Origin of the sequence: Pseudomonas sp. Irchel s3h9 (assembly GCF_900187475.1) — a bacterium.
In the GTDB taxonomy this organism is placed as follows: Bacteria; Pseudomonadota; Gammaproteobacteria; order Pseudomonadales; family Pseudomonadaceae; genus Aquipseudomonas; species Aquipseudomonas neuropathica.
In genome coordinates this window covers 34655-54960 of the sequence record NZ_FYDH01000018.1, presented here as the reverse complement: position 1 = coordinate 54960, position 20306 = coordinate 34655, and the positions used below count along the sequence as shown (strand labels likewise).

Here is a 20306-nt window from a genome sequence, read left to right as displayed (position 1 = left end):
AAAAGTTATACAAATAATTTGACTTGTACACCCATGAATCTATGCTGAGCAAAGTTGTACAGAGATCAACCTCTGTACAGGTATGGATTCGAGGTGCCCATGTCTGACTCTTGCGCAGCCAAACCCAAAATCGCCATCAGCGCCTGCCTGCTGGGCGCCGAGGTGCGCTACAACGGTGGACACAAGGAATCCCGCCTGTGCAGCCGCACCCTCACCGAACATTTCGATTTCGTCCCGGTGTGTCCGGAAGTCGCGATCGGTATGGGCATCCCGCGCGAGCCGATCCGCCTTGTCGGCGAGGCCGAGCATCCGCAAGCGGTCGGCACGGTAAACCCGTCGATCAACGTCACTCAGCCATTGGCCGAGTACGGCACAAAAATGGCCGCCGAGCTGAATGACATCTGCGGCTACATCTTCATGCAGCAGTCGCCGTCCTGCGGCCTCGAACGGGTCAAGGTCTACCACGCCAACGGCGCCCCGGTGAACGGCGGCGGGCGCGGGATTTACGCCCAGGCGTTCTGCGCACAGCACCCGGATCTGCCCGTGGAAGAAGCCGGGCGCCTCAACGATCCGGTACTGCGTGAGAACTTCATCACCCGTGTGTTCGCCTACAGCGAATGGCAACAGGTCCTCGCCAATGGCCTGAGCCGTCGCGCCCTCACCGAATTCCATTCGCGCTACAAATACTTGCTGATGGCGCACAACCCACTGCAATACAAAACGCTGGGCAAGTTGTTGGGCAATATGGCCGACACCGATCCCGCCGAACTCGGCCCGCGCTATTTCAGCGAACTGATGGCCGCCCTGAAGAAATGTGCCACGCGCGGCACTCACAGCAATGTCCTGCTGCACATCAGCGGTTATCTGAAGCAGGCGATCAGCGCCGAAGACAAACAGGAAATGCAACACGTCATCGGCCAATACCGCCAGGGCATCGTGCCGCTGGTGGTGCCGTTGACGTTGCTCAAGCATCACTTTCGCCTCCATCCGGATTCCTACATCGCGCAACAGGTTTACCTGCAACCGCACCCGGAAAACCTCAGCCTGCGAAACGCAATCTAATGAACGACAAAATGGATACCAGCGCCCAGGAAGACCTTGGCGCGGATTTTAAGAAAGCCCTCGACGAGGGCTGGCTACCGATTCGCGAAGTCGCGCGGCAGACCGGCGTCAACGCGATCACCCTGCGCGCGTGGGAGCGCCGCTACGGGTTGGTCGTGCCACAACGCACGCCCAAGGGCCACCGACTATATTCGGCCGAACATGTGCAGCAAATCCTGACCATCCTCACCTGGCTTAATCGTGGTGTTGCCGTCAGTCAGGTCAAGCCGCTGCTCGACGCACCACAGGCGTTCAGCGAATCGGTGGAAAACGACTGGCAGCATTTGCGCCAGACATTGCTGGCGGCCGTCACGCAGCTCAATGAACGCAGCCTCGACGACAGCGTCAATCAGGCCATGGCGCTCTACCCGCCACGCACGCTGTGCGAGCAATTGCTGATGCCGCTGCTGGCGGAACTGGAGCAGCGCTGGCAAGGCCAGTTCGGCGCGCAGATGGAGCGGGTGTTCTTTTATTCGTGGCTACGCAGCAAATTCGGCACACGCATCTACCATAACAATCGTCAGCTACATGGCGCCCCGCTGTTGTTGATCAATCACTCCGACCTGCCACTGGAACCTCATCTGTGGCTGTGCGCGTGGCTGATCAGCAGCGCCGATTGTCCGGTGCAAGTGTTTGACTGGCCGCTGCCGGCCACCGAACTGGCGCTGGCGGTCGAACACCTGCAGGCCCGTGGCGTACTGCTGTATTCCAGCAAAGCCATGAACCTTGCGCAGTTGCCCAAGCTGCTGAACGGAGTCAGTTGCCCAAAAATGCTGGTCGGACCAACGGTATGCATCCACCACGCCGAGTTGTCCGTAAAAACCTCCGAGATGGCTGATGTGTTCCTGGCGGAAGACGCGCTTCTTGCGCACCAGGAACTCGTTCAGCGCGGGCTGATTTAATGGACGCCGTGAGTGCCGACATGCAATTGATCTGGCTGCGCAGCGACTTGCGCCAACATGACAACACCGCCCTCGCGGCCGCCGCAGCGCGCGGCCCGACGGTCGCCGTGTACCTGTTGAGTCCGCAGCAGTGGCTGGAACATGACGATGCGCCGTGCAAGGTCGACTTCTGGTTGCGCAACCTCGATGAGCTGAGCAAAAGCCTCGCCGCGTTGAATATTCCGTTGCTGATCCGTACTGCCGCGCATTGGGATCAAGCCCCAGCGGAACTGCTCAAGCTCTGTCGGCAACTGAAGATTGAAGCCGTCCACGTCAACGAAGAATATGGCGTCCATGAAAGCCGTCGCGATGCAGCGGTGGCGGACATGCTGAAGGCCGAGGGCATCACGTTTCACAGCTACCTTGATCAGTTGCTGTTCAAACCCGGCAGCGTGCTGACCAAGACCGAGAGTTACTTCAAGGTGTTCAGCCAGTTCCGCAAAGTCTGTTATGAACGCTTGCACCGCTCGATGCCTGCGTTGGTCAAGGCACCAGGCAAACAGGCAAAACTTGCCATCGACAGCGACCTGATTCCCGACTCCGTCAAAGGCTTCGCCACACCGAGCCAAACCCTGCGCGATCTGTGGCCGGCCGGCGAACAGGAAGCCCGGCGCCGTCTCGACACCTTCACCGACGCGCAGATCGACTACTACCAAAGCGAACGCGACTTCCCGGCCAAGCCCGGCACCAGTCAGCTCTCGGCATACCTCGCTGCCGGGGTGATTTCGCCGCGCCAATGCCTGCACGCCGCCCTGCAGAGCAATCAGGGCGAGTTCGAGAGCGGCAAGGTCGGTGCGGTTACCTGGATCAACGAGCTGCTGTGGCGCGAATTCTACAAGCATATTCTGGTCGGCTATCCACGGGTCTCGCGGCACCGCGCGTTTCGCCCGGAAACCGAAGCGCTGGCCTGGCGTGATGCACCGGACGATCTCGCCGCGTGGCAAGAGGCGCGCACCGGTCTGCCGATTATCGACGCGGCCATGCGCCAATTGCTCGAAACCGGCTGGATGCACAATCGCCTGCGCATGATCGTGGCGATGTTCCTGACCAAAAACCTGCTGATCGACTGGCGCGAAGGCGAGCGTTTTTTCATGCGTCACCTGATTGATGGCGACTTGGCGGCGAACAACGGCGGCTGGCAATGGAGCTCGTCGACGGGCACCGATTCGGCTCCGTACTTCCGCATCTTCAATCCGTTGAGCCAGTCGGAAAAGTTCGACAGCGAAGGCCTGTTCATCAAGCACTGGCTACCGGAACTGGCGGCTCTCAACAAGAAAGAAGTGCACAACCCGGCCGACGTCGGTGGTTTGTTCGGCGTGGCGGACTACCCGTCGCCGATCGTCAACCTCAGCACTTCGCGCCAGCGCGCATTGGCCGCCTTCAAGAACCTGCCTTCGCGTACGTCTTCCGGAGGCGATGATGAGTGAATTCCTGCGCCGCTTCGCCCGGCAATTTTCAGCGTTGAACAAAGACAACCTGCAAAACCTCGGCGAGCTGTACAGCGATGACATTCATTTCACCGACCCGCTGCACGAGGTGCAAGGGTTGGCGCAATTGCGCGACTACTTCGGCGAGCTGTACGCCAACGTCAACGAACTGCGCTTCGATTTTCATGGTTTCGACCAGATCGGCGACTGCGAAGGCTACCTGCGTTGGGTCATGAGTTATCGCCATCCGCGCCTGGCGGGTGGCCGTGTGATTCGTGTCAGCGGCTGCTCGCATCTGCTGTGGCACGACAAGGTTTATCGCCATCGGGATTATTTCGATGCCGGGGCGCTTCTGTATGAACACTTGCCAGTATTGGGCCGGGTCATCGCCTGGCTGAAAAGGAGAATGGGATGAGTCGTACACCTCCACGGCGCTATTGGTTGACCGGGGCCAGCAGTGGCATCGGCGCGGCGCTGGCTGAAGAGATCCTGAAAACCGGTGCGCACCTGGCGGTCAGTTCCCGTCAGATCGCACCGCTCAAGGTCTTGTCGCAACGCTATCCGGGGCAAGTTCTGGTGGTGCCGGGGGACCTGACCAACAGCCAGACGGTTCGCGAAATCGGCGAGCAGATCGCCACGGATTGGGGTTCGCTGGATTCGGTGATTCTCAACGCCGGCACCTGCGAGTACGTCGATGCCAAGCAGTTCGACGCCTCGATCATCGAGCATGTGGTGCGCACCAACCTGCTCGCCAGCAGCTACTGCATCGAGGCCGCGCTGCCGCTGCTGCGCAAAGGCACCGCGCCGCATCTGATCGGCGTGGCCAGTTCGGTCACCTACCTGCCGCTGCCACGGGCCGAAGCCTACGGCGCCTCGAAGGCCGGATTGCGTTACCTGTTCGAATCGCTGCGCATCGATCTGGCCGACGAAGGCATTGAAGTCACCGTGGTCAGCCCCGGTTTTGTGGAAACACCGCTGACCGCGAAAAACGATTTCCCCATGCCGTTGAGCTGGCCTGTGGATAAAGCCGCGCGGCACATCTTCGCCAAGCTCAAAGATCGGCCATTGGAAATCGCCTTCCCGGCGCTGTTCATGGCCGCGCTGTGGCCGCTGTCGAAACTGCCGGCACGCGTGCAACTGGCCATCGGCAAGCGCATGGTGCGCAAGTCGCCTCCGCTGACGGATCCGACATGAAAATTGCCATCGTCGGCAGCGGCATCGCCGGGCTTACCTGCGCTTACCTGCTCAATCGCCGCCATGAAGTGACGGTGTTCGAGGCGGGCGACTGGGTCGGTGGCCACACGCACACGGTAGACGTCACCGTCGCAGGGCAGCCCTACGCCGTGGACACCGGCTTCATCGTGTTCAATGACTGGACCTACCCGAACTTTATCCGCCTCCTCGGCCAGCTTGGCGTGGCGTTCAAACCGACCGAAATGAGTTTTTCGGTAACCGACCCGGACACCGGCCTGGAATACAACGGCAACAACCTCAACAGCCTCTTCGCCCAGCGCAGCAATCTGTTGTCGCCGGGGTTCTGGGGCATGTTGCGCGACATCCTGCGCTTCAATAAAGAAGCCCAGCGTGACCTCGTCGAACTGCGCATTGCCGCCGACACCACCCTCGACGAATACCTCAAGGCCGGCGGCTACGGCGAACGTTTCATCCTGCATTACATCGTGCCGATGGGTTCGGCGATCTGGTCGATGCCGATGGCGGAAATGCTCAACTTCCCCCTGCAGTTTTTTGTGCGGTTCTTCAAGAATCACGGGCTGTTGTCAGTCAGTGATCGGCCGCAATGGCAAGTCATCGAAGGCGGCTCGAGTGCTTACATCGCGCCACTGACGGCCGCGTTCAAGGACAGGATTCGGCTCAATTGTCCGGTTACCCGGGTCGATCGCGATGTGCATGGCGTAGTTATCCACAGCCCGGCAGGCCTCGAGCATTTCGATCGGGTGGTGTTCGCCTGTCACAGTGACCAGGCGCTGAAACTGCTGGCGGTGCCCAGCGAAGCCGAGCGCGCGATCCTCGGTGCCCTGCCCTACGCCGACAACGAAGTAGTGCTGCATACCGACACGCGTTTGCTGCCAACGCGCAAACTTGCCTGGGCCAGCTGGAACTATCGACTCAGCGGCGCTGGCCATACTCACGCCGCCGTCACCTACGACATGAACATTCTGCAGGGCATTCAGAGCGACACCACGTTCTGCGTCAGCCTCAATCAGAGTGCCGGCATCAGCCCCGACAAAGTGCTTGCCCGCTACACCTACGCCCACCCGCAGTTCAGCCTCGCGGCCGTGGCCGCGCAGCAGCGGTGGGGCGAGCTGGATGGCGCGCAACACACACATTATTGCGGCGCCTATTGGGCCAACGGTTTCCATGAGGACGGTGTCGTCAGCGCCTTGCGCGTGGCCGCCGCGTTCGGGGAAAGCTTATGAACAGCGCCCTGTATAGCGGCTGGATCGGCCATCGGCGTTTTTCGCCGCGCCGCCATGAATTCCGTTACCGGATCGGCTTGCTCTACCTCGATCTCAGCGAACAGGACGCCGTGCTTGCACTGTCGCCGCTGGCCGGACGCAGTCGCTTTGCGCCGTTTTCATTTCGCGAGACTGACTACCTGAAGACCTTTACCGGCCGTGGCATACGCCTGATCGATGCCGTACGCCAGCAGGTCGGCATCGCCATCGGCCACGAACCGCAAGGCTCGATCTGCCTGCTGACCCAGGCGCGCAGTTGGGGGCTGTCGTTCAACCCGGTGAGTTTCTTTTACTGCCATGAGGCGGACGGGCAACTGGCGGCGATCGTCTGTGAAGTCACCAACACGCCGTGGGGCGAGCACTATCACTATGTGTTGCCGGCGCGCCCGCCGGTCAATCTGCAGGATTTCCATCAGCACTTTGCCGTGGCCAAAGCCTTTCACGTTTCGCCGTTTCTGCCGCGCGATCTCGAATACCGCATGAGCTTCAGCCCCGCCGCGCAAAAACTCGGCGTGCACATGGCTGACTGGCAGGGCGAGCACAAACTGTTCGACGCGACGCTCAATCTGCAACGCGAAAGCCTCGACCGGCGCAGCCTGCATCGTTACCTGCGGCGCTTTCCGTGGATGACCGCGAAAACCGCCCTGGCCATTTACTGGCAAGCGCTGCGACTGCTGCTCAAACGCGCACCGATTTTTGCTCATCAGACTGCCGACGGCAGTTTTCAAACAGCCACTGTGCCTCCCAAGGAGCACCGCCATGAAATCCTCTAGTCTGTCGGTCAGTCGGCTCAGCACCAACGGTTTGACCGGGTCGCTGCTGCGCCGTGGCGTGCTGCGCCAATTGGCTCAGTTGAAAAACGGGCAACTGTTGGTGGTCGAGGACGGCGAACGCCTGATGTTCGGTACCCCGGGCAGTGCTTTGCTCGGGGAAATCCATGTGCTCGATCCGGCCGTCTGGGGCATGGTTGCCGGGAACGGTTCGATTGGTGCCGGCGAGGCCTTTATCCACGGCTATTGGAGTTCGCCGGATCTGACGGCCGTGGTCCGCGTGTTCGTCAGCAACCTCGACGTGCTCGATGCCATGGAGGGCGGTCTGGCCCGTCTCAGCCGGCCGTTGGTGCAAGGTCTGCACTGGCTCAACCGCAACACGCGCAAGGGTTCGCAGAAGAACATCGCCGCGCACTACGACCTTGGCAACGATCTGTTCGAGCAGTTTCTCGACCCGACCATGATGTATTCCGCAGCGCAATTCCTGACCCCGGAAGACAGCCTCGAACAGGCACAACTGAACAAACTGGAGCGGATCTGTCAGAAGCTCGCGCTGCAACCCAGCGACCATTTGCTGGAGATCGGCACCGGCTGGGGCAGCATGGCGCTGTATGCCGCGCAACATTATGGCTGCCGCGTGACCACCACGACCCTGTCGAAAGAGCAGTACGCGTTTACCGCGCAACGCATCGAACAACTGGGTTTGCAGGATCGCGTCACGCTGTTGCTCAAGGACTACCGCGACCTGACCGGCGAATACGACAAACTGGTGTCGATCGAGATGATCGAAGCCGTCGGGCACCGCTTCCTGCCGACCTACTTCAAACAGTGCGCGCAGTTGCTCAAGAGCAACGGCCTGATGTTGATCCAGGCGATCACCATCCGCGAGCAGCGTTACGAACAGGCCAAGCGCGGCGTCGATTTCATCCAGCGCTACATCTTCCCCGGCGGCGCCCTGCCTTGCGTGCAGAAAATGCTCGAAGTGGTCGGCCGCGACACCGACATGAACCTGCTGCACATGGAAGATTTCGGCCTGCACTACGCCCGCACCCTGCGCCTGTGGCACGAGAACTTCCGCCGCGCCCATGGCCGCTTGAGCGAACTGGGCTATGACGATTATTTCCTGCGGCTGTGGGAGTTTTACCTGTGTTACTGCGAGGGCGGTTTCCTCGAACGCACCATCGGCACCGCGCAGTTGCTACTGGCCAAACCCGCCGCAATGACTGCGCCGCTGCTCGGACGCTTCGATGCTTGAGCGTGTCGCCAATGCCGTACTGTTCCAGATCGGCTGGCTGACTTGCGTGCTCGGCGGCAACAGCCTGTGGTTGCTGGTCGCGCTGGCGGTGCTGGTGATCCATCTGTGCTGGGTCAGCAGTTGGGCGGCTGAGGGGCGTTTGATCCTCAGCGTGGTGATTGTCGGCACCGCTGTCGACAGTGTGTTGCGCGGTGCCGGGGTGTTCGCGTTTCAGGATCAGTCGCCGCTAATTCCGTTGTGGCTGATGTTGCTCTGGGCGTTGTTGGCGACCACCTTGCGCCATTGCCTGGCTTGGAGCGCGCGGCCCTGGTGGCTGGCGAGCTTACTCGGCGCTGTCGGCGGCGCGCTGTCGTATTACGCTGGCGGGCGCCTGGCCGGGGTGCAATTTCCCTATGGCGAACTGCCGACGCTGATCGGTATCGGCCTGCTCTGGGCGCTGCTGTTTCCGTTGCTGCATACGATGGCTCGGCGGCTGGCGCACTGAGCGTCTGTCAGACCTTTCACACGTGTGCCGGCCACTGCCTTACACTGCCGACCATGAAGACCATTCCCCACCAACAAATCACGGAACCGGCGGTCACTTGCTCGACCTGCGCGGCGTGTTGTTGCCAGCTCGAAGTGATGCTGATCACCGACACTGGCGTGCCTGATCGCTTTATCGATACCGATGAGTGGGGCGGCGAAGTGATGCTGCGTCTGGATGACGGCTGGTGCGCGGCGCTGGATCGCGACACGATGATGTGCACGATCTATGAGAAGCGTCCGCTGATTTGCCGCGAGTTCGAGATGGGCGCGCCGGAGTGCATTGAAGAACGCAAAGGCATCACGACTGCCTACCGCTGATCACAAGAACACCCCAAAACAAATGTAGGAGTGAGCCTGCTCGCGATAGCGGTCTTTCATTCAACATCTTCGTTGAACATGAAACAGCTTTCGCGAGCAGGCTCGCTCCCACAGGGGTCAAGCGTTTAGCCGTTAGAGCGGCATCGTGTAATGCAGCGAGTAACTTTCTACACCGTCGTTGTCACTGGCCAGACCGGCGTTGGAATAGTGCGTCGCACGAATCCCGACTTCATGTCCGCCATTGAAACGCAGACCAAAACCGAAGCGGTCTTCGAACTGGAAAGAGCCGCCGAGATTATTGGATTCGTACTTGGTATTGGAGAACGCGGCTACGCCGATCCCCGCCTCGACATACGGTTTGACCGATTCACCGGCAAACTCATAAACAAATACCGGCGAGAGCGACAGGCTGTTGTTGCTGGAGGTCTTGTCGCCTTCCCAGTAGGTGTAAGCCCCGCTCCAGTAACCGGTCAGACGACCGACGTCACTTTGCAGCCAGCTCTTGTCCCAGTCGAAATTCATGCCCAAGCGGTACGTCATGGTCGAGTCGCTGGTGGCCCCCACCGCAAACTCAACACCTGCCGCTTGTGCAGTAATACTTTGCCCCATCAGTGCGGCCGCAATCGCGGCCAAGCAGAATAGTCGCTTCACGTTGAAACTTCCTTTTCCGGAACGATCGTTTGGTTTTCTAGATAACTCTTCGCTATAGAAGCTGGCGCCTACTTAGAAGTTCAGCTGATTTTTTAGTTATTTCACAATTTTTTTACAAGTCGAAGTTTTGCACTTCGCCAGCGTTTTGTCCGAGCAGTGGCAGGATGTTTTTGAAGTACTCAGGATCGGCGCTGGTCCAGAATCTGACCGGTTGGTTCGGGCCGACAGCGAGCAAATCGCGCTCCGCCAAAAGCCGCTGAAGTTGCCGCGCCACAGCAGCGCCAGTATCGATCAGGCTAATGTCCGCGGGGATCATCGATTTGAGCATCGGCTTGAGAAAGGGATAGTGGGTGCAGCCCAAAATGATCGTGTCGCAACCGCTGGCCAACAGTGGCTCGACATACCCTTGCAGCAACTGGCGCAACTCGGCGCTGTGCAGATCGCCGCTTTCAATCAGCTCGACCAGACCGGGACATGGCTGAGTAATCACGCGCACGTCGGTGGCAAAGCGATCAAGCAGTGCGGCGAACTTGGCGCTCTGCAACGTGCCGGTGGTGGCGAGCACACCGACCACTCCGCTGCGGGTCGCGGCAGCGGCAGGTTTGACCGCAGGCTCCATGCCGACAAGCGGCCAGTCAGGGAAATCACGGCGTAGATCGGCGACACCCGCGACCGTCGCAGTATTGCACGCGATGACCAAGGCCTTGGCGCCTTGCTCGCGGAAAAACCCGGCCATCACGCTGCAGCGCTGGCGAATGAATTCAGGGGTTTTCTCACCGTAGGGAATGTGCCCGCAATCAGCGACATAGAGCAGCGATTCATTGGGTAGCAAACGCTGGATTTCCGCCAGCACCGACAAGCCGCCGACGCCGGAGTCGAACACGCCGATCGGCGCTTCACGCATGGCGCGGACCACAGACGCTGCAACCCGGATCGCGTTTGACCCGCAACTCGCGGAAACGCGAACCGAGGGCATCGATCAACAACAAGCGCCCCACCAGTGGTTCGCCAAAACCGACCAAAACCTTCAAGGCTTCCAGTGCTTGCAGGCTGCCAACCAGGCCGACCAGCGGCCCGACCACACCGGCTTCGCTGCAAGTCAGTTCGGCTTCGCTGCCGTGCCCATATAAACAGTGGTAACACGGACTCTCGGCACGACGCGGGTCGAACACCGACAACTGCCCTTCCAGCCGAATCGCCGCGCCACTGACCAAAGGTTTGCACGCCGCCACACACGCGGCGTTGACCGCTTCGCGGGTGGAAAAATTATCGGAACAGTCGAGCACCAGATCCACCGCCGCCACGGCAGCAGCGAGAGAATCCTCGTCCAGTGCCTGACGATGAGCGACCAGTTGGATTTCTGGATTGATCGCCGTCAAACGCTTGAGCGCCGAGTCGATCTTGCTCATACCGACGCTGTCGGTGTCGTGAATAATCTGGCGTTGCAGATTGGTCAGATCGACCGTGTCGAAATCCGCCAGATGCAATTCACCGACACCCGCCGCCGCGAGATACAACGCCACCGGAGCGCCGAGACCGCCGAGGCCGACGATCAACACGCGACTGTCCTTGAGCTTCAGTTGCCCATCGATGTCGATGTGTTGCAGCAGAATCTGCCGGCTGTAGCGCAGCAATTCCTGATCATTCAGCACGGCAGGCGCCCCAGACTGATGCGTTGATGGCCGCCCAGATCGGTGCGGCTGTGGACCTCTTCAAAACCGCGCGTGAGCAGCAAATCGCGCACGGCTTCGGCTTGATCATAGCCGTGTTCGAGCATCAGCCAGCCAGCGGCCTCCAGATGTTCCGGAGCCTGCGCGACGATCAAACGCAGATCGTCGAGTCCATCCTCACCGGCAACCAGCGCACTGGCCGGTTCGAAGCGCACATCGCCCTCGACCAGATGCGGATCGGCCGCAGCGATGTACGGCGGATTGCTGATGATCAACTGGAAACGCTGACCTTCCAGCGCGCTGAACCAATGACTGCTCAGCACCGTGGCGTTGTTCAAATGCAGACGCTGACGATTGCGTTCGGCCAAGGCCACGGCTTCGAGTACGCGATCCACGGCAGTGACTTTCCACGCCGGACGTTCGCTGGCCAAGGCCAACGCAATTGCGCCACTGCCAGTGCCGAGGTCGAGCACTTTGGCCGGCGTCGCGGGGAGCAACTCCAGCGCCGCTTCCACCAGCAATTCAGTGTCAGGACGCGGAATCAGCGTGTGCGGCGCGACTTCAAGATCGAGTTTCCAGAAGCCCTGCTGCCCGAGAATATAAGCCACCGGTTCACCGCTACGGCGGCGTTGCAAGTACTCGGCAAAAGTCAGCGCCGCTTCGCTCGGCACGATGCGCTCGGGCCAGGTGTGCAGAAAACTGCGCGATTTGCCCAGTGCAGCGGCGAGAAGCAACTCGGCATCCAGACGCGCAGTCGGTGAATCCGGCAATTCCGCGGCACGCAACAGGCTGGCAATGATGGTCATTTATTCACCTATCGCTGCGAGTTGGTCAGCCTGGTATTCGGCCAGCAATGGCTCGATCACCGCTTCAACGCCACCGGCAAGAATTTCGTCAAGGGAGTACAGGGTCAGGTTGACGCGATGGTCAGTGACCCGGCCCTGAGCAAAGTTGTAGGTACGAATTCGCTCGGAACGGTCGCCCGAGCCAACCAGCAATTTACGCTCGCTGGCGATCGCGTTGGCCGCCGCTGCGGTTTGCTGATCGTTGAGTTTGGCCGACAGCCAGGCCATCGCCCGAGCGCGGTTCTTGTGCTGGGAACGTTCTTCCTGACACTCGACGACAGTGCCGGTCGGTATGTGCGTGATGCGGATCGCCGAGTCGGTGGTGTTAACGTGCTGACCGCCGGCCCCGGAGGAGCGGAACGTATCGACGCGCAAATCCGCCGGGTTGATCTCGATGGCTTCGCGCTCGTCCGGCTCGGGCAATACCGCCACGGTGCAGGCCGAGGTGTGGATACGGCCCTGTGATTCGGTAGCAGGCACGCGCTGTACGCGGTGCGCACCGGATTCGAATTTCAGCTTGCCGTAAACGTTGTCGCCTTCGATGCGGGCGATGACTTCTTTATAGCCACCGTGTTCGCCTTCGTTTTCCGACAGGATCTCGACACGCCAGCCGCGCCGCTCGGCGTAACGCGAGTACATGCGGAACAGGTCGCCGGAGAAGATCGCCGCCTCGTCGCCACCGGTGCCGGCACGGATTTCGAGAAAGACGTTACGGCCGTCGTTGGGATCCTTGGGCAGCAACATGCGTTGCAGGTCGGCTTCCAGGGTGATCAGCAATTCCTTGGCTTCGCGGACTTCTTCCACGGCCATTTCACGCATGTCCGGGTCGCTGTCCTTGAGCAGCGCCTGCGCGCCTTCAAGATCGCTTTGTACGCTGAGCAGCTTTTTATAGCCTTGTACCACCGGCTCAAGTTCGGCGTATTCCTTGGAATAAGCGCGGAATTTGGCCTGATCGGCAATGACTTCGCCGTCGCCGAGCAGCGCGGTCAGTTCCTCGAAACGGTCCTGGAGGATGTCCAGCTTATTGAGCAGTGACGCTTTCATTGCGGTTTTTTATCCGAAAAGCTATCCGGTGAGCCCTCGAGGGCAAAGAGTTCCTGGGCCATGGCCAGCGCATCGAGGCGGCCTTCGGCAGAAAGCTTTTTCAGTTGCACACTGGGCGCATGCAACAGTTTATTGGTCAGGCCACGGGCCAGTTGTCCGAGCACGTCTTCGGCGTTGCCGCCATTGGCCAGCAGGCGCAGGGCTTTTTGCAGCTCCTCGTCGCGCAGGCGTTCGCTTTGTTGACGATAGGCCTTGAGCACATCGACCGCCGCCAGTTCGCGCAGGCGCACCATGAAATCGTCAGCGCCGACCGAGACCATCTCTTCGGCGGCTTGCGCTGCGCCTTGGCGGCTCTTGAGGTTTTCGGCGACCACTTCGTGGAGATCGTCAACGCTGTAGAGGTAAACGTCGTCCAACTCGCCGACTTCCGGCTCGATATCCCGGGGAACGGCGATGTCGACCATAAAGATCGGTTTGTGCTTGCGCAGTTTCAATGCGCTTTCCACCGCGCCCTTGCCAAGAATCGGCAACTGACTGGCGGTTGAACTGATGACGATATCGCTGCGCACCAGTTCGGCCGGGATGTCCGAGAGCAACACCGCGTGAGCACCGAACTGCTCGGCCAGCAGACTGGCCCGTTCCAGAGTGCGGTTGGCAACGACGATGCGCTTGACGCCCAGTTCGTGCAAATGGCGGGCGACCAAAGTGATGGTCTCGCCGGCGCCGATCAACAAAGCCTGACTGCGCTGCAAATCACTGAAAATCTGCTTGGCCAGGCTGACGGCGGCAAACGCAACTGATACCGGGTTTTCACCGATGGCGGTGTCGGTGCGTACCTGTTTGGCGGCATTGAAGGTTGCCTGAAACAGCCGCCCCAGCAGCGGCCCGATGGTGCCGGCCTCGCGGGCCACGGCGTAGGCCGATTTCATTTGACCGAGAATTTGCGGCTCGCCCAGCACCAGCGAGTCGAGCCCGGAGGCGACGCGCATCATGTGACGAACTGCCGCATCATCTTCATGCACATAAGCACTCGCGCGCAGCTCATCGAGGCTTAAATGGTGATAGTCGGCCAGCCAGCGCAGCACGATATCGGCCGAAAGCTGATCCTGTTCTATATAAAGCTCACTGCGATTGCAGGTGGAGAGGATCGCAGCTTCGCGGCTGTCGGTCAGTCGGCAGAGCTGCTGCAAGGCCTCCACCAGCTGTTCAGGAGTAAAAGCCACGCGCTCGCGGACGTCTACTGAAGCAGTCTTGTGGTTGATACCGAGTGCAAGGAAGGCCATTCAAGGTCGCTGATGGTGACGTGAAGCCGGCAATTGTCCACCTTCGAAAGATTCAGAACAACTACCGCTGACTATTGTCCCAATCGTCAGCCCCTATAATGGGCACAATTGAGTCTCGGTTATGTTTGGCCGAAGGCTTGTGTCATGATGATCCGACCGCAGGTTAGTCGTCCTCTTCCTATATGAATAGATCTTCCGCGTTGCTCCTCGCTTTTGTCTTCCTCAGCGGCTGCCAGGCCTTGGCGCCCGTTTCGCCGGACGGTACGCCTTCGGTCGAAGACACCACGCCCGCGCCTGAAAAGCCCAAGGTTTACAGCTCGTTCAGCGAGGAAACCGTTTTCAGCCTGTTGAGCGCCGAACTCGCCGGCCAGCGCAATCGTTTCGACATTGCCCTGGATAACTACGTAACCCAGGCCATCAACACCCAGGATCCGGGTGTCTCCGAGCGTGCGTTCCGTATCGCCGAATATCTGGGCGCCGATCAACCGGCCCTCGATACCGCGCTGATCTGGGCGAAAAACGCCCCGGACGACCTCGAAGCGCAACGCGCCGCGGCCGTGCAACTGGCGCGTGCCGGGCGTTATGACGACTCGATGGTCTATATGGAGAAAGTCCTGCAGGGTAAGGGCGATACCCATTTCGACTTCCTCGCGCTGTCGGCCGCCGATACCGATCAGGAAACCCGTAACGGCCTGATGAAAAGTTTCGACCGTTTGTTGCAGCGCCATCCGAACAACAGCCAGCTGATTTTCGGCAAGGCCCTGTTGTTGCAACAGGACGGCGACAACAAAGCCGCACTGGCATTGCTCGAAGACCACCCGCCGGAAGAAGGCGAGATCGCCCCGATTCTGCTGCGCGCGCGCCTGCTGCAATTGCTGAACCGTGGCGACGAAGCGCTGCCCCTGCTGCAAAAAAGCATCAAGAAGTACCCGGACGACAAACGCCTGCGCCTGACTTACGCGCGCATGCTGGTTGAGCAAGACCGCATGGACGACGCCAAGGCCGAGTTTTCCAGTCTGGTTCAGCAATACCCGGAAGACGACGAACTGCGTTACTCGCTGGCCTTGGTCTGCCTGGAAGCCAAGGCCTGGGACGAGGCCAAGGGTTATCTGGAAGATTTGATCGCCCGCGAAAGTCACGTCGATTCGGCGCACCTGAACCTCGGTCGCATCGCTGAAGAGCGCAACGACCCGCAAGGCGCCCTTATCGAATACGCCCAGGTTGGCCCGGGCAATGATTACCTGCCGGCGCAATTGCGTCAGGCCGATATCTTGATGAACAACGGCAAGACCGCTGAAGCGCAGAGCAAACTCGCCGCCCAGCGCGACGAGCAACCGGATTACGCGATTCAGCTCTATCTGATCGAATCGGAAACCCTGTCGGCCAACAAACAGGACGACAAGGCCTGGAAAGTCTTGCAACACGCCTTGCAGCAATACCCGGACGACCTGAATCTGCTCTACACCCGGGCGATGCTCGCGGAAAAACGCAATGATCTGGCACAGATGGAAAAAGACCTGCGCCTGATCATCAAGCGCGATCCGGACAACGCCATGGCGCTTAACGCGCTCGGCTACACCTTGTCCGACCGCACCACACGCTACGCTGAAGCGAAAGCGCTGATCGAGCAGGCGCACCAGATCAATCCGGAAGACCCAGCCGTACTCGACAGCCTCGGCTGGGTGAATTACCGCCTGGGCAATCTGGATGACGCCGAGAAATATCTGCGTCAGGCGCTGGAGCGCTTCCCTGATCACGAGGTCGCCGCGCACCTCGGTGAAGTGTTGTGGACCAAGGGCAACCAGCGTGAAGCCAAACAAATCTGGGGCAAATTCCTCAAGGATCAGCCCGACAGCACCATTCTGCGCAGCACCATCAAGCGCCTGACCGGATCCGAGACTCTCTAACCCATGTTTTCGCGCCACGTTATTGTTTTCAGCTTCATCGCCCTGCTCGCCGGCTGCTCGGGTTTTGGTACCCGCGAATCGGTCGAGGGCCACGGCAGTCCGGCTCAATGGGCCGCTAACAAACAACAGCTGACCGGCCTTGATGGCTGGCAGATCGACGGCAAGATTGGCATCCGCGCGCCGAAAGATTCCGGTAGCGGCACGCTCTTCTGGCTGCAACGTCAGGACTATTACGACATTCGCCTGTCCGGCCCGCTGGGTCGTGGCGCCGCGCGACTGACCGGGCGTCCGGGCAAAGTGTCGCTGGAAGTCGCCAATCAGGGGCGCTACGAATCGCAGTCCCCGGAAGCCTTGCTCGAAGAACAGCTTGGCTGGAAACTGCCGGTGTCGAATCTGGCCTGGTGGGTGCGTGGCCTGCCCGCTCCAGACAGCAAAAGTCGCCTGAACCTGGACGCCGACAGCCGTCTGGCCAACCTGGAACAGGATGGCTGGAAGGTCGAATACACCGCTTACACCGAACAAAACGGTTACTGGTTGCCCGAGCGCATCAAACTGCACGGCACTGACCTCGACGTGACGCTGGTGATCAAGACCTGGCAACCGCGCAAGTTGGGGCAGTAACCCATGACCGCTGCACGCCTGACCCTGCCGTCGCCGGCCAAACTCAACCTGATGCTGCACATTCTCGGTCGCCGTGAAGACGGTTATCACGAGTTGCAGACGCTGTTTCAGTTTGTCGATTACGGCGATGAAATCACTTTTGCCGTGCGTGATGACGGTGTGATTCAACTGCACACCGAGTTCGCCGGCGTGCCGCATGACAGCAACCTGATCGTGCGTGCAGCAAAAATGCTCCAGCAACAGTCCGGTTGCACGCTCGGCATCGATATCTGGATTGATAAAGTCCTGCCCATGGGCGGCGGCATCGGTGGCGGCAGTTCGAACGCGGCGACGACTTTGCTCGGCCTTAATCATTTGTGGCAGTTGAGCTGGGATGAAGATCGCCTGGCCGCACTGGGCCTTTCGCTGGGGGCCGACGTACCGGTTTTCGTCCGTGGCCACGCGGCGTTTGCCGAGGGCGTGGGCGAGAAACTCACCCCCGTGGATCCCGAAGAACCGTGGTATCTGGTGCTCGTGCCGCAAGTCTCTGTAAGTACGGCAGAAATTTTTTCCGATCCTTTGTTGACACGTAACACGCCGCCCATTAAAGTGCGCCCCGTTCCCGAGGGAAACAGTCGAAATGACTGCTTGCCGGTGGTTGCAAGGCGTTATCCAGAAGTACGTAACGCATTGGATTTGTTAGGTAAATTTACCGAAGCAAAGCTCACCGGAACTGGAAGTTGTGTGTTTGGGGGCTTCCCAAGCAAAGCTGAAGCTGATAAAGTCTCGGCCCTTCTGACAGAGACCCTTACAGGGTTTGTAGCCAAAGGCAGCAACGTTTCGATGTTGCACCGCAAGCTGCAAAGTCTGCTCTAAAGGAACCAAGTGCACGGCACTTGATGCAACAGATACAGGGGCGTCGCCAAGCGGTAAGGCAGCAGGTTTTGATCCTGCCATGCGTTGGTTCGAATCCAGCCGCCCCTGCCATTTTCTATACTCATCCAGGTTACCCTCAGCCTCTAGGTACTGCGCGTGTCCAAGATGATGGTCTTTACGGGGAATGCTAACCCCGATCTGGCTCGGCGTGTTGTACGTCAGCTGCATATCCCTCTCGGTGACATCTCTGTCGGTAAGTTCTCCGACGGCGAAATTACTGCCGAGATCAATGAAAACGTTCGCGGTAAAGACGTTTTCATTATTCAGCCGACTTGCGCCCCGACCAACGATAACCTGATGGAACTGGTAGTGATGGCTGATGCCTTCCGCCGCTCCTCGGCTACTCGTATCACTGCTGTTATTCCTTATTTTGGTTATGCCCGTCAGGATCGCCGTCCGCGTTCCGCACGTGTGGCTATCAGCGCGAAAGTCGTTGCTGACATGCTTACCGTAGTCGGCATCGACCGTGTTCTCACGGTTGATCTGCATGCTGACCAGATTCAGGGTTTCTTCGATATTCCGGTAGATAACATCTACGGCTCCCCGGTTCTGGTGGATGACATTGAAGATCAGCGCTTCGAAAACCTGATGATCGTATCCCCGGACATTGGTGGCGTCGTGCGTGCACGTGCCGTTGCCAAATCCCTGGGCGTGGATCTCGGGATCATCGACAAACGCCGTGAGAAAGCCAATCACTCTGAAGTGATGCATATCATCGGTGATGTCGAAGGGCGTACCTGCATTCTGGTCGATGACATGGTCGATACCGCCGGCACTCTGTGCCACGCGGCCAAGGCCCTGAAAGAGCATGGCGCAGCCAAGGTCTTTGCCTACTGCACACACCCTGTGCTGTCGGGTCGGGCCATCGAGAATATCGAAAATTCCGTGCTGGACGAGCTGGTGGTGACTAACACCATCCCGCTGTCCGCTGCAGCACAAGCCTGTGCACGTATCCGTCAACTGGATATCGCACCGGTTGTTGCCGAAGCGGTTCGCCGCATCAGCAATGAAGAATCGATCAGCGCGATGTTCCGTTAAGGGCCCTGCCCTTCTCGAAATGTCTCGTTGACGAAAAGCGCCCCGCCCCGGCATTCCTGCCGGGGCGGGGCTTTTTTGCCCATACCGTGTTCGGCGCTGGTCGCAAACGCCACTCGGTCATGGCTATTTTGGAGATACAAAATGAACGATTTTACTCTGAATGCTGAAGTGCGTTCCGACCTGGGGAAAGGTGCGAGCCGCCGCCTGCGTCGTCTCGCCGCTCTGGTTCCAGCTGTTGTTTACGGTGGCGAAAAAGCCCCTGAATCCATCAGCATGCTGGCCAAAGAAGTTGCCAAACTGCTCGAAAACGAAGCTGCCTACAGCCACGTTATCGAACTGAACGTTGGCGGCAAAAAGCAGAACGTCATCATCAAAGCTCTGCAACGTCACCCGTCCAAGGGTCACGTTCTGCACGCTGACTTCGTACGCGTCGTAGCCGGTCAGAAACTGACCGCTATCGTGCCTGTGCACTTTGTTGGTGAAGAAGCTCCGATCAAGAAAGGCGGCGAGATCTCGCACGTCCTGAACGAAATCGAAGTAACTTGCCTGCCGAAAGATCTGCCTGAGTTCATCGAAGTCGACCTGTCGGCTCTGGAAATCGGCGCAATCGTCCACCTGTCCGACCTCAAAGCCCCTAAAGGCGTTGAGTTCGTTGCACTGGCTCACGGTGACGACAAAGCTGTTGCAAACGTACACGCTCCACGCGTTGCTCCAGAAGCTACCGAAGAAGGCGCAGCAGAGTAATTCACTCTGTTTAGCCTGAGTGAGCAAGTAACATCGCGGACTGGAACGTAGCGAGAAAGCGGGCGAGAACGCGGAGTTTACATCCATGGTAAATGAGCATTTTTCGTCCACTTTCGCCGCTTTGCCTGATTGCGGCGATGTTACTCACCACTCAAAGGAAGGGCCCCTATCGTGACTGCCATCAAACTGATCGTTGGCCTGGGTAATCCAGGCGCCGAATACGACCAGACCCGGCATAACGCAGGGGCCCTTTTTGTTGAGCGCATCGCCCACGCACAGAATGTGAATCTTGTGGCCGATCGCAAATATTTTGGCCTGACCGGGCGCTATTCGCATCAGGGTCAGGATGTTCGTCTGCTGATTCCCACCACTTACATGAACCGCAGCGGCCAGGCCGTGGCGGCACTCGCCGGTTTCTTCCGCATCAAGCCTGAAGAAATTCTGGTGGCGCATGACGAACTCGACTTGCCTCCGGGCGTTGCCAAGCTCAAGCAGGGCGGCGGCCATGGCGGTCACAACGGGTTGCGCGACATCATTGCGCAACTGGGCAATCAGAATACGTTCTACCGCCTGCGGCTTGGCATTGGCCACCCGGGCGTCGCCAGTATGGTTTCAAATTTCGTCCTGGGTCGTGCGCCACGCGCCGAACAGGAAAAACTCGATGCCAGCATCGACTTTGCCCTCGGCGTGCTGCCGGATATCCTCGCCGGTGAATGGAACCGCGCGATGAAAAACCTGCACAGCCAGAAGGCCTGACTCTACTCCGAGGGGAAA

22 protein-coding genes and 1 tRNA gene are annotated in these 20306 nt (G+C 59.4%); 17 read left to right on the top strand and 6 right to left on the bottom strand.

Annotated elements, in window-relative coordinates:
* Nucleotides 1-99: 99 nt before the first annotated feature.
* The 10 genes from CKW26_RS25480 to CKW26_RS25435 are packed head-to-tail and all read left to right on the top strand — an operon-like array spanning nt 100 to nt 8814.
* On the top strand, nt 100-1062 hold the full coding sequence (locus CKW26_RS25480) for a DUF523 and DUF1722 domain-containing protein (RefSeq protein WP_095050617.1): 963 nt from the start codon (nt 100-102) through the stop codon (nt 1060-1062).
* Nucleotides 1062-2003 (top strand): MerR family transcriptional regulator, encoded by a 942-nt coding sequence (locus tag CKW26_RS25475; RefSeq protein ID WP_095050616.1) that lies wholly within the window; start codon nt 1062-1064, stop codon nt 2001-2003. Before CKW26_RS25480 ends, CKW26_RS25475 begins: the two co-directional genes overlap by 1 nt.
* Before the next feature lie 20 nt (nt 2004-2023).
* Nucleotides 2024-3469 carry a deoxyribodipyrimidine photo-lyase gene (phrB, locus tag CKW26_RS25470; protein ID WP_177409287.1) on the top strand — a complete coding sequence of 482 codons (1446 nt, stop codon included), beginning with the start codon at nt 2024-2026 and terminating at the stop codon, nt 3467-3469.
* Nucleotides 3462-3884, top strand: coding sequence for a nuclear transport factor 2 family protein (locus tag CKW26_RS25465; RefSeq protein WP_095050614.1), 423 nt, complete (start codon nt 3462-3464; stop codon nt 3882-3884). The genes phrB and CKW26_RS25465 overlap by 8 nt, the downstream gene beginning before the upstream one ends.
* Nucleotides 3881-4663 (top strand): SDR family oxidoreductase, encoded by a 783-nt coding sequence (locus tag CKW26_RS25460; protein WP_093441397.1) that lies wholly within the window; start codon nt 3881-3883, stop codon nt 4661-4663. The genes CKW26_RS25465 and CKW26_RS25460 overlap by 4 nt, the downstream gene beginning before the upstream one ends.
* Nucleotides 4660-5907: an NAD(P)/FAD-dependent oxidoreductase gene (locus tag CKW26_RS25455; protein ID WP_095050613.1), complete on the top strand. Its 1248-nt coding sequence runs from the start codon at nt 4660-4662 to the stop codon at nt 5905-5907. Before CKW26_RS25460 ends, CKW26_RS25455 begins: the two co-directional genes overlap by 4 nt.
* Complete coding sequence (locus tag CKW26_RS25450) at nt 5904-6719, top strand: DUF1365 domain-containing protein (protein WP_095050612.1); 816 nt, start codon at nt 5904-5906, stop codon at nt 6717-6719. Before CKW26_RS25455 ends, CKW26_RS25450 begins: the two co-directional genes overlap by 4 nt.
* Entirely contained in the window at nt 6706-7971 is a 1266-nt protein-coding gene (locus tag CKW26_RS25445; protein ID WP_093441411.1) for a cyclopropane-fatty-acyl-phospholipid synthase family protein, read from the top strand. The genes CKW26_RS25450 and CKW26_RS25445 overlap by 14 nt, the downstream gene beginning before the upstream one ends.
* A complete protein-coding gene (locus tag CKW26_RS25440; RefSeq protein ID WP_095050611.1) occupies nt 7964-8455 on the top strand; it encodes a DUF2878 domain-containing protein in 492 nt (163 codons plus the stop codon). The genes CKW26_RS25445 and CKW26_RS25440 overlap by 8 nt, the downstream gene beginning before the upstream one ends.
* Before the next feature lie 53 nt (nt 8456-8508).
* Nucleotides 8509-8814, top strand: a complete 306-nt coding sequence (locus tag CKW26_RS25435) for a YkgJ family cysteine cluster protein (RefSeq protein WP_077574517.1) — start codon at nt 8509-8511, stop codon at nt 8812-8814.
* A gap of 132 nt (nt 8815-8946) precedes the next feature.
* Here the strand turns inward: CKW26_RS25435 and CKW26_RS25430 are convergent, their stop codons facing one another.
* The 6 genes from CKW26_RS25430 to hemA all read right to left on the bottom strand — a co-directional run bounded on the left by CKW26_RS25430 (nt 8947) and on the right by hemA (nt 14307).
* Entirely contained in the window at nt 8947-9465 is a 519-nt protein-coding gene (locus CKW26_RS25430) for an acyloxyacyl hydrolase (RefSeq protein ID WP_095050610.1), read from the bottom strand.
* A gap of 112 nt (nt 9466-9577) precedes the next feature.
* Complete coding sequence (gene murI, locus CKW26_RS25425) at nt 9578-10369, bottom strand: glutamate racemase (protein ID WP_095050609.1); 792 nt, start codon at nt 10367-10369, stop codon at nt 9578-9580.
* A complete protein-coding gene (locus CKW26_RS25420) occupies nt 10362-11117 on the bottom strand; it encodes a molybdopterin-synthase adenylyltransferase MoeB (RefSeq protein ID WP_095050608.1) in 756 nt (251 codons plus the stop codon). Before CKW26_RS25420 ends, murI begins: the two co-directional genes overlap by 8 nt.
* On the bottom strand, nt 11111-11941 hold the full coding sequence (prmC, locus tag CKW26_RS25415) for a peptide chain release factor N(5)-glutamine methyltransferase (RefSeq protein WP_095050607.1): 831 nt from the start codon (nt 11939-11941) through the stop codon (nt 11111-11113). The genes CKW26_RS25420 and prmC overlap by 7 nt, the downstream gene beginning before the upstream one ends.
* A complete protein-coding gene (prfA, locus tag CKW26_RS25410; RefSeq protein ID WP_095050606.1) occupies nt 11942-13024 on the bottom strand; it encodes a peptide chain release factor 1 in 1083 nt (360 codons plus the stop codon). It lies immediately after the preceding gene.
* The gene (gene hemA / locus CKW26_RS25405; protein ID WP_007951716.1) at nt 13021-14307 is read right to left on the bottom strand and encodes a glutamyl-tRNA reductase; all 1287 of its coding nucleotides are present in this window, start codon (nt 14305-14307) and stop codon (nt 13021-13023) included. Before hemA ends, prfA begins: the two co-directional genes overlap by 4 nt.
* Nucleotides 14308-14489: 182 nt before the next feature.
* Between hemA and CKW26_RS25400 the strand changes: the two genes are divergently transcribed.
* From CKW26_RS25400 to pth, 7 genes are all read left to right on the top strand, one after another.
* Complete coding sequence (locus CKW26_RS25400) at nt 14490-16214, top strand: tetratricopeptide repeat protein (RefSeq protein ID WP_095050605.1); 1725 nt, start codon at nt 14490-14492, stop codon at nt 16212-16214.
* 3 nt (nt 16215-16217) lie between these two features.
* A complete protein-coding gene (gene lolB / locus CKW26_RS25395) occupies nt 16218-16835 on the top strand; it encodes a lipoprotein insertase outer membrane protein LolB (RefSeq protein ID WP_095050604.1) in 618 nt (205 codons plus the stop codon).
* A 3-nt stretch (nt 16836-16838) separates the two neighbouring features.
* A complete protein-coding gene (gene ispE, locus CKW26_RS25390; protein ID WP_095050603.1) occupies nt 16839-17690 on the top strand; it encodes a 4-(cytidine 5'-diphospho)-2-C-methyl-D-erythritol kinase in 852 nt (283 codons plus the stop codon).
* 36 nt (nt 17691-17726) lie between these two features.
* A tRNA-Gln gene (locus tag CKW26_RS25385) sits at nt 17727-17801 on the top strand.
* A 45-nt stretch (nt 17802-17846) separates the two neighbouring features.
* Nucleotides 17847-18788: a ribose-phosphate pyrophosphokinase gene (locus CKW26_RS25380; protein ID WP_003171603.1), complete on the top strand. Its 942-nt coding sequence runs from the start codon at nt 17847-17849 to the stop codon at nt 18786-18788.
* 141 nt (nt 18789-18929) lie between these two features.
* Nucleotides 18930-19532: a 50S ribosomal protein L25/general stress protein Ctc gene (locus CKW26_RS25375; protein WP_095050602.1), complete on the top strand. Its 603-nt coding sequence runs from the start codon at nt 18930-18932 to the stop codon at nt 19530-19532.
* A 171-nt stretch (nt 19533-19703) separates the two neighbouring features.
* Nucleotides 19704-20288 (top strand): aminoacyl-tRNA hydrolase, encoded by a 585-nt coding sequence (pth, locus tag CKW26_RS25370; RefSeq protein ID WP_008079560.1) that lies wholly within the window; start codon nt 19704-19706, stop codon nt 20286-20288.
* Nucleotides 20289-20306: the final 18 nt, after the last annotated feature.